The 14125-nt window shown below is 69.8% G+C and carries 13 protein-coding genes and 1 riboswitch; of the genes, 6 read left to right on the forward strand and 7 right to left on the reverse strand.

From position 1 onward, the window contains the following. The first annotated feature begins 160 nt into the window (after nt 1-160). From AB0395_RS05175 to AB0395_RS05185, 3 genes are all read left to right on the forward strand, one after another. Nucleotides 161-946 carry a class I SAM-dependent methyltransferase gene (locus AB0395_RS05175; protein WP_366277236.1) on the forward strand — a complete coding sequence of 262 codons (786 nt, stop codon included), beginning with the start codon at nt 161-163 and terminating at the stop codon, nt 944-946. Nucleotides 947-965: 19 nt separating this feature from the next. After that, a riboswitch (guanidine-III (ykkC-III) riboswitch) is annotated at nt 966-1032 on the forward strand. 16 nt (nt 1033-1048) lie between these two features. Then, nucleotides 1049-1372 carry a multidrug efflux SMR transporter gene (locus AB0395_RS05180; RefSeq protein ID WP_366277238.1) on the forward strand — a complete coding sequence of 108 codons (324 nt, stop codon included), beginning with the start codon at nt 1049-1051 and terminating at the stop codon, nt 1370-1372. 128 nt (nt 1373-1500) lie between these two features. Further along, nucleotides 1501-1872 (forward strand): VOC family protein, encoded by a 372-nt coding sequence (locus AB0395_RS05185; RefSeq protein WP_366277239.1) that lies wholly within the window; start codon nt 1501-1503, stop codon nt 1870-1872. A gap of 171 nt (nt 1873-2043) precedes the next feature. Here the strand turns inward: AB0395_RS05185 and AB0395_RS05190 are convergent, their stop codons facing one another. Further along, nucleotides 2044-2511, reverse strand: a complete 468-nt coding sequence (locus tag AB0395_RS05190) for a hypothetical protein (protein WP_366277241.1) — start codon at nt 2509-2511, stop codon at nt 2044-2046. Between the two features lie 149 nt (nt 2512-2660). On the opposite strand from AB0395_RS05190, the gene AB0395_RS05195 reads away from it, so the two are divergent. Beyond that, nucleotides 2661-3110, forward strand: a complete 450-nt coding sequence (locus AB0395_RS05195; RefSeq protein ID WP_366277243.1) for a GNAT family N-acetyltransferase — start codon at nt 2661-2663, stop codon at nt 3108-3110. A gap of 22 nt (nt 3111-3132) precedes the next feature. Here the strand turns inward: AB0395_RS05195 and AB0395_RS05200 are convergent, their stop codons facing one another. From AB0395_RS05200 to AB0395_RS05215, 4 genes are all read right to left on the reverse strand, one after another. Beyond that, the gene (locus AB0395_RS05200) at nt 3133-3738 is read right to left on the reverse strand and encodes a helix-turn-helix transcriptional regulator (RefSeq protein WP_366277245.1); all 606 of its coding nucleotides are present in this window, start codon (nt 3736-3738) and stop codon (nt 3133-3135) included. Nucleotides 3739-3750: 12 nt separating this feature from the next. After that, nucleotides 3751-5838 (reverse strand): molybdopterin oxidoreductase family protein, encoded by a 2088-nt coding sequence (locus tag AB0395_RS05205; protein WP_366277247.1) that lies wholly within the window; start codon nt 5836-5838, stop codon nt 3751-3753. An 80-nt stretch (nt 5839-5918) separates the two neighbouring features. Further along, the gene (locus AB0395_RS05210; RefSeq protein WP_366277248.1) at nt 5919-7478 is read right to left on the reverse strand and encodes a M28 family metallopeptidase; all 1560 of its coding nucleotides are present in this window, start codon (nt 7476-7478) and stop codon (nt 5919-5921) included. Between the two features lie 382 nt (nt 7479-7860). Next, nucleotides 7861-8298: an RpiB/LacA/LacB family sugar-phosphate isomerase gene (locus AB0395_RS05215; RefSeq protein WP_366277250.1), complete on the reverse strand. Its 438-nt coding sequence runs from the start codon at nt 8296-8298 to the stop codon at nt 7861-7863. Between the two features lie 73 nt (nt 8299-8371). On the opposite strand from AB0395_RS05215, the gene AB0395_RS05220 reads away from it, so the two are divergent. After that, the gene (locus tag AB0395_RS05220; protein WP_366277252.1) at nt 8372-10798 is read left to right on the forward strand and encodes a lysylphosphatidylglycerol synthase transmembrane domain-containing protein; all 2427 of its coding nucleotides are present in this window, start codon (nt 8372-8374) and stop codon (nt 10796-10798) included. Nucleotides 10799-11445: 647 nt separating this feature from the next. Next, on the forward strand, nt 11446-12288 hold the full coding sequence (locus AB0395_RS05225; protein WP_366277253.1) for a siderophore-interacting protein: 843 nt from the start codon (nt 11446-11448) through the stop codon (nt 12286-12288). Between the two features lie 30 nt (nt 12289-12318). Here AB0395_RS05225 and AB0395_RS05230 read toward each other — a convergent pair whose 3' ends face one another. Both AB0395_RS05230 and AB0395_RS05235 read right to left on the reverse strand, forming a co-directional pair. Further along, nucleotides 12319-12924 carry a response regulator transcription factor gene (locus tag AB0395_RS05230; protein ID WP_366277254.1) on the reverse strand — a complete coding sequence of 202 codons (606 nt, stop codon included), beginning with the start codon at nt 12922-12924 and terminating at the stop codon, nt 12319-12321. After that, a complete protein-coding gene (locus AB0395_RS05235; RefSeq protein ID WP_366277255.1) occupies nt 12921-14120 on the reverse strand; it encodes a sensor histidine kinase in 1200 nt (399 codons plus the stop codon). The genes AB0395_RS05230 and AB0395_RS05235 overlap by 4 nt, the downstream gene beginning before the upstream one ends. Nucleotides 14121-14125 lie beyond the last annotated feature (5 nt).

Below are 14125 nucleotides of genomic sequence, written 5' to 3' on the forward strand. Positions count from 1 at the left end.
TTTGTCACATCCCGCAAGGGAAGCCAAAAGTTCCACGGCGCGCCGCCGTACGGCGAGGGGCGGCTCGCTGACCTGCGGTGCCTCCTGGCGCGGTCGATTCGACGCCCCCGCTCGCCGTCTCCTGCCCGCGGATCGGCGGCGGCTCTTCTAGGCTCGTCGCATGGACGAGCGGTGGCGCGCTGACCTCGCGCTGTGGGGGATCCCCGACGAGATCGCGGCCCGGGCGCGGACCAATCCCTGGGGACATTCACCCGCCCGGTTCGCCGAGCGGACCGACAGGGCGCTCGCGGAGCCGGAGGGGCCGACGCGGGCCCGGATCGCCGAGGCGCTCCCGGAAGGCGGAAGCGTGCTGGACGTCGGCGCGGGCACGGGGGCGGCCTCCCTGCCGCTGGCCGCGAGCCTGGGAGAGCTGATCGCGGTCGACACCTCCGCCGGGATGCTCGCCGAGCTGGAGTCGCGGGCGGCCGATCTCGGTGTCCCCCTCAGGACCCTGGTCGGGCGCTGGCCCGACGTGGCGGCCCGGACCCCGGTCGCGGACGTGGCGGTCGCCGCCCACGTCGTCTACAACGTCCCGGACCTGGCCGCGTTCCTCGCCGAGCTGTCCGGCCACGCCCGGGCGCGGGTCGTCCTCGAGCTCACCGAGCGTCATCCGATGAGCTGGCTCAACCCGCTCTGGGCGCATTTCCATGGGATCGTCCGCCCGGAGCGGCCGACGGTCCACGACGTGATCGCGGTTGCCGAGGCGCTCGGCCACCGGGTGCGTCACGAGGAGCGCCTGGCCCCGCTGTCCCGCTTCGCCACGCTGGAGGAGCTGGCGGAGAGCGCCTGCAGGCGGCTCTGTCTCGACGCCGAGCGGGCGGATGAGGTCGTCGCCGCGGTGGTCCGGCTCGACATGTGGCCGGTCCCGCGCGATCGCTGGTTCACACTCTGGTGGGAATCGAAGTGATTGCCGAGGCGTTGCCCCGGTAGAGCGCTCAGTGGAGACGCTCCCGGACGAGACGCGCCGTACCCGGTCGGAAAAGACGACGCTCCTGAAGGAGGAGCCGTCATGGCCTGGGTTCTCGTCGTCGTCGCCGGTCTGTTCGAGGTCGCCATGGCGTACTCACTCAAACTGAGCCACGGCTTCTCCGAGCTGCTGCCGAGCATCGGGTTCGCCGTCTTCGCCGTGCTCAGCTTCGGTCTCCTCGCGATGGCTCTCAAGAGCCTGGAGGTCGGTACGGCCTACGCCGTCTGGACCGGCATCGGCGCCGTCGGCACCGCGGCCCTGGGCATGCTCCTCCTGGGCGACGAGGTGTCGTTCCTCAAGATCGCCTCCATCTCCCTCATCCTCGTGGGCGTCGTCGGCCTCAACCTCGCGGGCGGCGGGCACTGATCCGCGACCCCGGAGGCCATCGCCATCCCAAGTCCTCTCGCGTGGCCCGTGACCTGCGCTCCAGGGCGCGGGCCCGGCGAACCGAAACCAGCTTGACGCGATAGACGGTGTCGCGGTTGGGTGTGGGCATGATTGACGTTCACTACGTGACCTTCGACTGCGCCCGGCCGTACGAGCTGGCGGCCTTCTGGAGCCAGGCCACCGGCTGTGAGATCCATCCGGAGACGGAGAAGGACGATGACGAGGTTCTCGTCATCGGCAGGCCGAACCTGCTGTTCATCAGGGTCCCCGAGGGCAAATCGGTCAAGAACCGCGTCCACCTCGATGTCACGGGCTCGGACGGCACCACCCGCGACCAGGAGGTCGAGCGGCTCGCCGGGATCGGCGCCACGGTTCAGGACGATCGGCGCAACCCCGACGGCACCGGCTGGGTGACCATGCTCGACCCCGAGGGCAACGAGTTCTGCGTCTGCCGCGCGGAGTACGAGAAGAACCCCTGACAGGGTCCGTCGGCGGTCCTGGCGCGTTCTGACGCACCGTGCGCATCATGTCGACCAGGCGCGTCGACCAGGCGTTTCGGCGGCCGTGAGGCGTGTCGGCGGTGGCGAGGCGTCGGTGGTCGCGGGCGTGTCGGCGGTGGCGGGGGGCGCGTGGGCGAATGGCCGGGCGTTTCAGTGGCCCTGGGGGAGCGAAGGGCGTCCCCGTCCCTTGAGCGTCAGGGCCACGACCGCGGTGATCAGATACACCACCACGCCGCCCCAGAGCGCGTCGAACGCGGCGCCGAACACGCCCTCGTCGTCGACGATGAGCTGTACCGGATACATGAGCGCCGCCGCGCCGAGCGCGGGATAGAGCGAGAACCGCCAGGGGCGGCGAAGCGCCCACAGACGGGCCTGCCGCGTCACCCGGTCGCCGGAGTTGGGCTTGCCGATCGAGCCGATGGCCGCGATCAGCGCGAACAGGCTGATCCCCAGCGACAGCGCCCAGGTGAGGTCTGCGGGACCCGGCAGGATCACGCCCATGCCGAAGCTGGCGGCCGCGGCCGTGACGCCGGTCACTGCGGCGGTCCTCCAGGGGGCTCCACGCAGGGCGGCACCGGCGAGGGACATCTCGTCACGTCGAGTGAGTTCGTCGTTCATGTCTTTAGATTGCCCTTCCATCCCCCCTGTCCACATCGGGGAGGAACCCTGATCCTTCCCCTACCTGCTGCAGAGGCATGGGAGGGGTGGGTCTTGGAGGGAAGACCCTGATCCACCTCTGACGTCTGTCTCTCGATAGGTTGGAGGCCATGCCGATGACCTTCCGTACCGCAAGGATCGACGACGTTCCGCTGATCGTAGCCATGATCGCCGACGACACGATCGCCGCCGCCCGCCAGGGCGCCTTCGGCGACGAGCACCGCGCGGCTTTCGAGGCCATCGACGCCGACCCCAACAACGAGCTGATCGTCGCCGAGCTGGACGGCGAGGTCGTGGGCACCATGCAGCTCACCTACATTCCGGGAATCTCCCGGCGGGGGGCGCTCAGGCTGCAGATCGAGGCGGTCAGGATCGCCGCGACCGTGCGGGGCGGAGGGCTGGGCAGGCAGATGATGGAGTGGGCCGTCGAGCGCGGCAGGGCCAGGGGCTGCGCCCTGGTCCAGCTCACCACGGACAAGGCCCGCAAGGACGCGCACCGGTTCTACGACTCGCTCGGCTTCGTCGCGTCCCACGAGGGATACAAGCTCGCGCTGAGCTGATCATCGCCGCGCCCGGTCATGGTCAGTGCGCGGGCGCCCCGCCCGGTCGCGGGTCGTGCCAGGCGGTCATGGGCGTCGCACCGGCGTCGCGCCGCGCGCCGAGCTGGTCGATCATCCAGCGGCACCAGTCGATGCGGTGCCTCTCGTAGCTGATCCCGTGACACAGGGTCGCGTAGTCGCCGAACCGTTGGTTCTCGCAGCCGGGCACGTCCGTGAACGACGCCCGCTCGTCCTCGTAGGCCGCGAGCCGCCGCTCGTGTGCCTCAAGCTGCATCTGGAAGAGCTTGGTGGTCTCCGCGGGGTCGGCGAGCCAGGCGGCGTAGGACTTGAGCACCAACTCGTCGCGCTCCGGGCGCGCCTGTGGCGGCTCGACCGTCCATTTCCGCAGCGCGTCGATCCCCGCGCCGGTGATGGAGTAGATCTTCTTGCGCTGCGGGCCCGGACCAGGGACCTGCTCGAAGGTGACCAGTTCGGCCGCCACCAGGCGCTGCAGCTCCGGATGGATCTGGCTGTGCCGCGCCGTCCAGAAATATCCCAGGGGGTGTCCCATGGCGGTGGCCAGCTCGTATCCGGACCTCGCCCGGCGCGCGAGCGCCGTGAGGATCGCGTATCCGAGTGTCGAGGTCATCGCGGCAGGATCTCACGGGCCGCTGACGTGCGGCACCGTATCCTCACCTATGTCGTTTAAGACATAGTCGTTGGGGTCGGAGGGCGGGACGGGGCGCAGCGGGGCCAGTTCGACCAGGTTGTCGTGGTAGACGGCGCCCCTGCCCATGTCGGCGTCACGCTCGTCGACCACGGCGTTCACCGTCGAGCCCCCCGGGCTCAGCTTGCGCCAGTGCCCCTTCGTCGAGGCCACGACGCCGGGCCGTACCCGGTCGCTGATCTCGACCACGGCCTCGAACCCGCCGTTCGCGTTGAACACCCGGGCTCGTTCCCCGTCGCTCAGCCCCCTCGGCGTGGCGTCCTCCGGATTGACCAGGACCCTCGGCCCCTTCGAGCGTCGCAGCAGCTCGGGGTTGTTGCCGAAGATGGTGTTGAGGAACGTGTGCGAGGCGGGAGTGATCAAGGCCAGAGGGTACGGCCCGCCGCCGGCCGAGGCCGTGTGCGGAGGCACGTACGCGGGTCCCGAGCCGAACTCCATCTTGCCCGAGGGTGTGGGGAAGCCGTCGGTGAACGGTACGAACGGCCGCGGCACACTGAGCCTGACCCAGCCCTCCTTTCGCAGCCGGTCGACCGTGATCCCCTCAAGCGATGAGTGTCCTGAGGCGAGCAGCTGCTCGGCCAACTCCAGGTCGGAGTCGTACAGGGACGGCTCGGTGAGCCCCATGTGCCGGGCCAGGCGGCGGAACGTCTCCGTGGTCGACAGGCACTCGCCGGGAGGCTCGACCGCGGGCTCGTTCCACATCAGGTACATGTGCCCGTAGCCCGAGTGCAGGTCGGTGTGCTCGATCTGCATGGTCGCGGGCAGCACGATGTCGGCGTAGTCGACGGTGTCGGTCGGGAACTGCTCCATCACGACGGTGAACAGGTCCTCGCGCAGCAGCCTCTCGCGGACGCGGTTCTGGTCGGAGGTCGAGCCCGCCGGGTTGGCGGCGTAGACCCACAGGCATTTCACCGACTCGTCCAGCCCCTCGGCCAGCCGGGTCATCGTGAGCTGCCTGACCGGCGCGGCGAGCAGGTCGTCGCGGGTGTCGATGTTCAGGTGGATGTGGCCGCTGGTCGAGTAGGCGACCCCGCCGCCGGGATGACGCCAGTCGCCCGTGACGCCGGGGATGGCGGCGATCGTCCGCATCGCCGTACCGCCGCCCGCGTGCCGCTGGACGCCCATCGTGGCCCGGATGCCGGTGGGGCGGGTGTGCGCGAGCCGTACTCCCAGGGCCCGGATGGCGGACTCGGGCAGCCCGGTGATCTCCGCGACGCGCTCGGGGGGATGCCGCAGGATCTCCGCGCGGAAGTCCTCCCAGCCGCTCGTGTGCGCGGCCAGATAGTCGCGGTCCTCCGCGCCCTCGGACAGGACGACGTTCATCAGCCCCAGCGCGAGGGCCGCGTCCGTGCCCGGCCTGATCGGCAGGTGCTCGTCGGCCTGCTCTGCGGTCCTGGTGCGGATCGGGTCGATCGCCACCACGTACGCCCCCGCGGCCCGCGCCTCCTGGATGAACTTCCACAGGTGGTGGCCGCTGGTCAGCGTGTTGGTGCCCCAGAGCAGGATGAGCCTCGACAGCGCGAACGTCTCGGGATCCATCCCGGCGGGCGTGCCGTTCGTGCTCAGGAGGCCGAAGTTCCCCGCGGTCGAGCAGATGTTCAGGAAGTGCCTTGAGGCGCCGAGGACGTTCCAGAACCGCCTGCCCGCGACGCCCTCACAGCCCTGGATGTGGCCCAGCGTCCCGGTGCCCAGGTAGGGCCAGATCGCCTCGCCGCCGTGCTCGTCCACGATGGCGCGCAGCCGTACGGAGATCTCCTCGAGGGCCTCGTCCCAGCTGATCCGCTCAAAGCGGCCGGACCCCTTCGGGCCGGCCCGGCGCATCGGGTGAAGGATGCGATCGGCCGCCCTGGTGTGCTCCAGATAGCGGTTGACCTTCACACAGAGCGCGCCGCGCGTGTAGGGGTGGTCGGGGTTGCCTCGCATCCCGACCGCCTCGCCGTCCTTGACGGTCACCACCCACGAGCACGTGTCCGGGCAGTCCAGCGGACAGGCCCCCAGAACGCGCAGTTCACCCAGCGACATGCCCCGACTCTAGCCAGACACGCCAAAAAGAGGCACGGCCGTCCGGCCGTGCCCCTTCTCGCTCTCGCCGGGGGACGGGACTACCGCGCCACGCCCGCGTGGTCCTCGTCCTGCGCCTGGAGGTCACCGCTCCTGCGCTGGTTGGAGACGGGCGCCGCAGTGGCGGTGCCGCCGGGAAGGACGGGGCTGTAGGCGTAGACGAACGCCGCCGTCGCGATCGCGCCGGTGTTCACCGCCAAGGCCCGGTCGTTGATGTTGGCGATGGTGTCGCAGGCCCGGTGGTAGCACTTGTCATACGCCACCCCGGCCTCACCGCCGAACGTGGCGGCCTCCTCGGGAGTCTTGAGGCCCTCAGCGCCGGTGAACAGGCCGCCCGCGGGGATGCCCGCCGCGATGAAGGGGCCGTAGTCGGAGCGCCCGGTGAAGTCGGTTCCCTTGTACGGCTGGCCGACCGCGGTGAAGTACGCCTCGAAGAGCTTCTCGATCTTGTCCGATCCGGGAGGGCCCGCCGGGGAACCGGTGTGGTCGGAGTCGTCGCCGTCGTAGATCCCGTAGATGAAGTTCGGCGAGGCGATCATGTCGAAGTTCAGGTACAGCTTGATCTTGGCCTTCTCCTCGGGCGAGAGGCTGGCCACGTAGTGCTGGGAGCCGAGCAGGCCCAGCTCCTCCGCACCCCAGAAGGCGAAGCGGAGCCTGTTCCTGGTGGGCAGGAGGTTCGCCTTCAGGGCTGTCTCCAGCACGCCCGCGCTGCCGGAGCCGTTGTCGTTGATACCGGGCCCCTCCGCCACGCTGTCCAGGTGACCGCCGAGCATGACGACCTTGTTCGGGTCGCCCCAGCGGCTCTCGGCCAGCACGTTGCGCGTCTTGCGGTGCAGGTCGCTCTCGGCGTTGACGGTGAGCGTGACCCGCGTCCCCGATGCGGCCAACTCGTTGCCGACGGCGAAGGCGGCGCCGACGACGGGAATGTGCGTGGTCGGCTCGCCGAGCGTGCCGGTCAGCAGGCCCCGGCGGTCGTTGGCCCCCTCACCGGGCTGGCCCTCGTTGAAGATGATCACACCGGAGGCGCCCGCCGCCTGGGCCAGTTCGGCCTTGACCTGGAAGTTGCACGTGCCGCGCTGCAGCAGCGCGATATTGCCCGGGACGAACCCGGCGAAGTCGGCGGCCTCACAGCCCGAGGTCGAGCTCGGCGCCGGAGTCGGCGGCAGCACCAGGTCGACGGCCTGCACGTCGGCCGTCACGTTCCCCGAGCCCGAGTAGGTCATGGGCCTGAAATCGGTACCGGACGCGTAGGCCTTCGCGTCGGGCGTGACCCGGTTGAGCACGGGTTTGCCGATGACGCGGAAGAACGGGAACTCGAACTCCTGCAGGGTCACGTTGTATCCCGCGGCGCGCAGCCTCCCCGCCACATAGGCGACCGACGCCTCGTGTCCCGGGGTGCCTGAGGCACGGGTGCCGCCGTTGGCGTCGGCGATCTGCTGAAGCTTCTCCAGATGCCGCTTGACGGACGGCGCCTTGACGGACTTGCTGAGGGCCGCGGGGTCCGGCTCCGTGCTGGCGGAGGCGGCCGAACCGACGGGCAGACTCATGGCCGAAGCCGCGACGATCGCGGCCAGCAAGCCCTTGTACGCGCGTGCGCGCATGCGAAACTCCTCTAACGAGAGTGGAGCAGGAAATCCCCCGTGATCGCGATAAATGGAACGTAGTATGGGTAATCACGATCTTTAAAGACTGACTCCACTTTTGTTATCGAGCGGAGTCGAATCAGCGTTCGGGGTGTTCCCCGGCGCCACTTGACGGTCGTGGTGTCACTGGCGTAGTGGCACACAGTCGTGTGCCGTCACGCACCACGCCACGGCCGATCGTCCGGAACGTCCCACACCGTCCCCGGACACAAAGTGGTCGCGGGGAGTGGCTATGGTCAGGTGCGGTGAAACCGGGGCGACGGCGAGCGGACTGCGGCGCATGATGATCAGCTTTTCAGGCCACCGCTCGCCCCGACCGCCGTCGCCGCATTCCAGCAGGTCAATTCTCAATCTCGGATAGGTACGCGATGTTCGCCAAATCGGTTTCGTCCGGGCTGACACCCCCGGCGAACCAGGCGTCCAGGATCTCCTCCAGCAGTGGCGCCGACGTCAGCCTGAGGCTTATCGCCAGCACGTTGGCGTCGTTCCACTGCCTGGCGCCGGTCGCCGTCGCCGCGTCCAGACACAGGGCCGCCCGTACCCCCCGCACCTTGTTCGCCGCGATCGACGCCCCCGTGCCGGTCCAGCAGCACACGACCGCCTGGTCCGCCACGCCGGAGGCGACGTCCTCCGCGGCCCGCGCGCAGCACCACGCCCAGTCGGCGCGCTCGTCGGTCACGGCGCCATGCAAGATCACCGTGTGCCCTCTTTTCTCGATCTCCGATGCCAGGATGGGAGCCACTCCGTCAAGGCTGTCCGAGGCCAGTGAGATACGCATGACTCCGATTGTGGACACTGGAAGAGAAGATCGGTGACGCACCTGTAATGCGGAACGTGCAGAATCGCTGGCGGTGACGGAAATCAGGGACCGCGAAGAGGTGACGCCCGTCGACGGCACAAGGCCGGAGACAGGGCGTGACTCCGCCATGCTCGTCGTCGAGCCGCTGCTCCCGCAGCGCATCCGCAGACCATCCGATCTGCTGCGCTTCCTGGCGACGCTGCTCGGGCTCGTGGCCGTCGTGCTGCTCGCGCTCGTCGCGCAGAAGACGCTCAACGGCCTCGAAGGCGACGTCATCGACGGGACGAACCGGGCGCCGTTCCTGCTCAGCGGCCTGGTCGGCGTGCTCAGCGGCGCCGCCATGCTGGGCGTGCCCACCGCGTACGCGATCGAGCGGGTGCTTCACCGCGACGGCCTGCGGGTCGCGGAAGGACTCTTCGCGGCGATCGCCGGAATGGTCCTGTCCTTCGCCCTCGGCGAGTGGATCCTCACCGTGGGCCCCGAGGACCTGAGACTCCTGCTGACCGGCGGCAGGAACGGGGTCGAACCCCTCAACACGCTGCTCACCTCGATCATCGCCTACGTCACCGCGGTGCGCATATCCCGCCGCCCCACCTGGCGGGCGGCCCTGTGGAGCGCGGTCGCGCTCAACGCCATCGCGCTCTTCGCCGCGACCGCCGCCACCATCCTCGGCATCGTCGTCTCCATCCTGGTCGGCCTCGCCGTCGGCTACGCCACCCTGTACGGCATCGGCAGCCCGAACACCAGGCCGCCCGGCAGCGCGGTCGTCGCGACGCTCGCCAAGCTCGGCTTCGTCCCGGTCAGGGCGCGCAGGCTCGACGACGACCACCAGAGCAGCAGGAGGTACGCCGTCGGCCTCAAGGACGGCACCCGCCTCGACGTCACCGTCCTCGACCGCGACCGTCAGGTCGCCGGAGTGCTCTACCGCATCTGGCGCCGGATCCGGCTCAACACGGAGACCCGCCGCAGGGCCATCCGCTCGCTGCGCGCCGAGCTGGAGCGCGAGGCCCTGATGGCGTACGCCGCGCAGGCTGCGGGAGCCAGCACGCCCAGGCTCGTCGGCACCAGCGAGATCGGCACCGAGGCCGCGCTGCTCGCCTACGAGCACACCGAGACCCGCGCGCTGGACGACATCCCCGACGAGGAGATCGACGACAACCTGCTCGCCCAGATCTGGGAGCAGGTCCTGCTCCTGCAGGTCCAGCGACTCGCCCACCGGCGGCTGACCGGCGACAGCATCCACGTCGACAACGAGGGCCGGGTCATCCTCATGGACGCCCGCAGCGGCGAGATCGCCGCCGGAGACCTCCTGCTCCGCCTCGACATCGCCCAGCTGCTCACCTACCTCAGCCTCCGCGTCGGAGCCGACCGCGCGGTCGCCGCCGCCGCGGTCGTCGCGGGTCCGAACACGCTGGCGGGCGCGCTGCCGCTGCTGCAGCGGATCGCGCTGACCCGCGAGACCAGGGCCGCGCTCAACAAGGACAAGGAACTACTGACCGCGATCCGCGAGCGGATCGTCGCGCTCGAGCCCAAGGTCGAGGCCGAGGAGGTCCGCCTGGAGCGTTTCCGCCCCAGGACCCTCATCACGATCATCGCCAGCGCCTTCGCCGCCTACTTCCTGGTCTACTACCTCACGCAGATCAACCTCAACATGATCACCTCGGCCAAGTGGAGCTGGACCGGGGTCGCGTTCATCGCGGCGATGCTGAGCTACGTCGCCGCCGCGCTGATGCTCAGAGGCTTCGTGCCGGAGAAGCTTCCGCTCGGCCGTACCGTGCTGGTCCAGTTCGCCGGCTCCTTCGTGAAGCTGGTCGCCCCCGCGGCGGTCAGCGGCGTCGCCATCAACACCCGCTACCTGCAAAAACGCGGCATCCCCCCGGGGCAGGCCGTCGCCAGTGTCGGAGCCTCCCAGCTCATCGGCCTGGCCTCGCACATCACGCTGCTCCTGCTGTTCGCCTACATCACCGGCTCCAGCGCGGCCACGTCGTTCACCCCGTCGCGCACGCTGGTGTTCGTCCTACTGGCGGTGGCCGTGGCCGCCTTGGTCATCGTGAGCGTCCCGCGCCTGCGCAGGCTGTTCACCGCACGGCTCCGCTCGCTGTTCTCCGGCGTGATTCCGCGTCTGCTGGACGTGCTCCAGTCGCCTCACAAGATCGTCGAGGGCTTCAGCGGGACCCTGCTGCTGACCATGTTCTTCGTGCTCTGCCTCGATGCCTCGGTCCGCGCCTTCGGCGGGTCGCTCAGCTTCGCGGCCGTCGCGATCGTCTTCCTCGCCGGCAACGCCATCGGCTCGGCCGCGCCAACCCCCGGAGGCCTCGGCGCCGTCGAGGCCTCCCTCTCCGTCGGCCTGACCCTCTCCGGTCTCCCCGGCGAGGTGGCGACCTCCGCGGTGCTGCTGTTCAGGCTGCTCACTTTCTGGCTGCCGGTTCTCCCCGGCTGGGCCTCGTTCACCTACCTCCAGCGCCACGAGGCCCTGTAGTTTTGCGACGCCTGCTGCGTCTTTTTGCGACGCCTGGCGGCGTCGCGGGCTTGGGCGCTCATGTGTCGGTGTCTTCCCTCGTCGTTCGGTCGCTGCGCTCCCTGCTCATTTGCGACGCCTGGCGGCGTCGCGGGGCTTGGGCGCGCCGGTGTCTTCCCTCGTCGCTCATCCGCTTCGCTCCTTCGCTCCTCAGTCCAGACACCGGCGCGCCCACGCCAAAAACAGTCCCCGGGTAACGGGGAGTGAGACGGGTCCCGGTCCGGATGGCGGCATGGCCACGCCGCAACCGGTCCCAGCACCGCGTTTGGCTGCTGGCCGGTCGATGATCATTGGCCGACGCAGGAGGCATGATCTGGGGCGGAAGTTCGCGAGAGATGCTTGGACCGTGCCTTTCCGAGGCGATCGGCCGAGCATCGCAGATCGCCGTGAGGGAACGTGCGGGCCATTGCCTTTACAATGTAGATTTTTGTCCGAGGTCCAGGCCTTGGGAAGCCCATGGTCACGGGCGGCGGGCACCGGTTGACGAAAGAGACATGACAGGACGAACGTCTCCAGTGACTCCCCCTGATCATCAGACGGTCCTATCACTTAAATGACCGTATGCTACGACTTAGGCCCACCTAACTTGATGACCATCGGGAGTGACCATGGCAGAGGGCAGACCAGCACGTAAACCCATCCGCGGCCAGGTGAAGCGGGTCGAGTGGCTCACCCCGCACATGATCCGGGTGGTGCTCGGCGGCGACGAGCTCGCAGGTTTCGGCGCCGGCGAGTTCACCGACCACTACGTGAAGCTCCTTTTCGCCCCGCACGGGATCACCTATCCCGCACCGTTCGACCTTGAGCAGATCCAGCGCGACCTGCCCCGCGACCAGTGGCCGACCAGCCGGACCTACACCGTCCGCGCGTGGGACCCCGAGGCGCTCGAGCTGGCGCTCGATTTCGTCCACCACGGTGACAGCGGCCTCGCGGGGCCGTGGGCGGCGGCTGTGCAGCCCGGCGAGGAGATCCACTTCTTCGGCCCAGGCGGCGCGTACGCGCCCGACCACGAGGCGGACTGGCACCTGTTCGTCGGCGACGAGAGCGCGCTCCCCGCCATCGCCGCCTCCCTGGAGCGGCTGCCCTCGGGAGCCCTCGCCCACGTGCTCGTCGAGGTCGCGGGCCCGGAGGAGGAGCAGCCGCTCGACTCCCCCTGCGACGCGAAGGTCGCCTGGTTCCACCGGGGCGACGCGCCAGTCGGTGACTCGCTGGTCGCCGCGGTATGCGAGCTCGACTTCCCCGAGGGCACCGTGCACGCCTTCGTGCACGGTGAGGCGGGCTTCGTCAAGACGCTCCGCCGCCACCTGCGGACCGAGCGCGGGATCCCGCTGTCGCAGCTGTCCATCTCCGGCTACTGGCGTCTCGGCCGCGACGACGAGACCTGGCGCGCCTCCAAGCAGGAGTGGAACAGACGGATCGAGGAAGAGGAGGCCGCAGCCCTCTCGTCCTGATCCGGGACCCTGGGCCAGCGCGGGACCGGATCAGAGCCAGCCCTGCGCCTGGGCGCGCTGCACCGCCTCGATGCGGTTGCGCGCCCGGGTCTTCTGGATGGCCGAGGACAGATAGTTGCGGACCGTGCCCTCCGACAGGTGGAGGTTCACCGCGATGTCGCCGACGGTCGAACCGTCGACCGCGGCGGCCAGGACATCGCGCTCCCTGGGAGACAGCGGGTTGGGGCCCGCGCTGAGCGCGGCGGCGGCCAGCCCCGGGTCGATGACCCGCTCACCGTCACGGACCCGGCGGATAGCGGCGGCCAGCTCGCGGGCGGGGCTGTCCTTGACCAGGAAGGCCACCGCACCGGCCTCCATCGCCCGCCGCAGGTAACCGGGACGGCCGAAGGTGGTCAGGATCATGATGTGGCAGTCAGGCAGGGCCTCGCGGATCCGCGCTCCCGCGGTGATGCCGTCCCCGCCGGGCATCTCGATGTCGAGCAGCACGACGTCGGGAGCGGTCTCGAGCGCCACCCGAAGCGCCTCGTGACCTGAGGCCGCCTCCCCGACCACCTCTATGTCGGGCTCGAGGCCCAGCAACGAGGCCAGTGCGCCCCGGACCATCGCCTGGTCCTCGACCAGCACGACTCTGATCACCTGACCGCTCTTCCCGCCGGGACCGCGACCCTGAGCGCGAAACCCGTCTCACGCGGGCCCGCGGACACCGTCCCGCCCGCCGCCTCGACCCGTTCCGCCAGCCCGGCGAGCCCGTTGCCCTGCTCACCACCCTGCTCACCGCCCTGCTCACCGCCCTGCCTGCTGACCTGCCCGTACGGCGCCGCAGCCCCGCGACCGTCGTCCACGATCTCCAGGACTCCGGCCCTGCCGTCGTAGCTCACGTCGATCTCACAGCTGGCCGCCCGCGCGTGCCTGATGACATTGGTGACCCCCTCACGCACGGCCCAGCCGAGGATTCCGTCCAGGTCGTCAGGCAGCGGGGTGCCCGACAGCCTGACCTTGACCTGCGTCCCCGCCGCCTCGAGCGCGGCGCGGGCGCCGTCCAGCTCGCCCGACAGGCCGCGCTGCCGGTAGCCGGTTACGGCCTCGCGCACCTCGACCAGCGCCTGCCTGGCCACCGACTCGATGTCGCGGATCTCCGGCAGCACCCGTTCCGAGCCGTTCTCGGCCAGCCGCCCGGCCAGCTCACTCTTCAGCACGATCAGCGACAGGCTGTGGCCGAGCAGGTCGTGCAGGTCACGGGCGATGCGAAGGCGCTCCTCACTCGCGGCCAGCCTCGCCACCTCGTCCTGCGCCTCGCGGAGCTCGGCCAGCAGGATCTTGGTCTTGCGCACGCGCGAGAACAGGACGGTGAGGGTGAGGACCTGGAAGACGAGCACCACGGTGCTGCCGGGATCGTGGTCCTTCAGCAGGCCGATCAGCAGGACGATGACCCCCATCACGACGGCGCCGACCGCCGTGAAGCGCGGGCGCAGCGCCATGCTGTAGATCACGGTCGTGTAGATCGGCAGGGTCAGCCAGCCGCCGCCGAAGGCCACCGGCAGCGCGACGGCCAGGGCCGTGGTCGCCGCCAGCAGGCCGTAGGTCAGGGGGGTGTTCGTGTCGCTGTCGTTCCAGCGGCTCAGCGCGCTCCCGATGTAGCCTGCGGTGAAGGCGGCCAGGCCGAGGGTCCCCCACACGGCCTGGGCGCCGGGCAGCCTTCCCGTGACGATCTCCGCCGCCGGGAAGAACAGGTAGACCAGGCCGATGGAGAGCCAGGTCAGCCTCCGCCACCGGGGCTGGGCGTCGTCCGCCCACCTCGCGGTCTCCTCCGTCCCGCCTGAGAGGATTGTCACCGCCC

It is taken from the genome of Streptosporangium sp. NPDC051023 (assembly GCF_040689595.1).
GTDB lineage: Bacteria > Actinomycetota > Actinomycetes > Streptosporangiales > Streptosporangiaceae > Streptosporangium.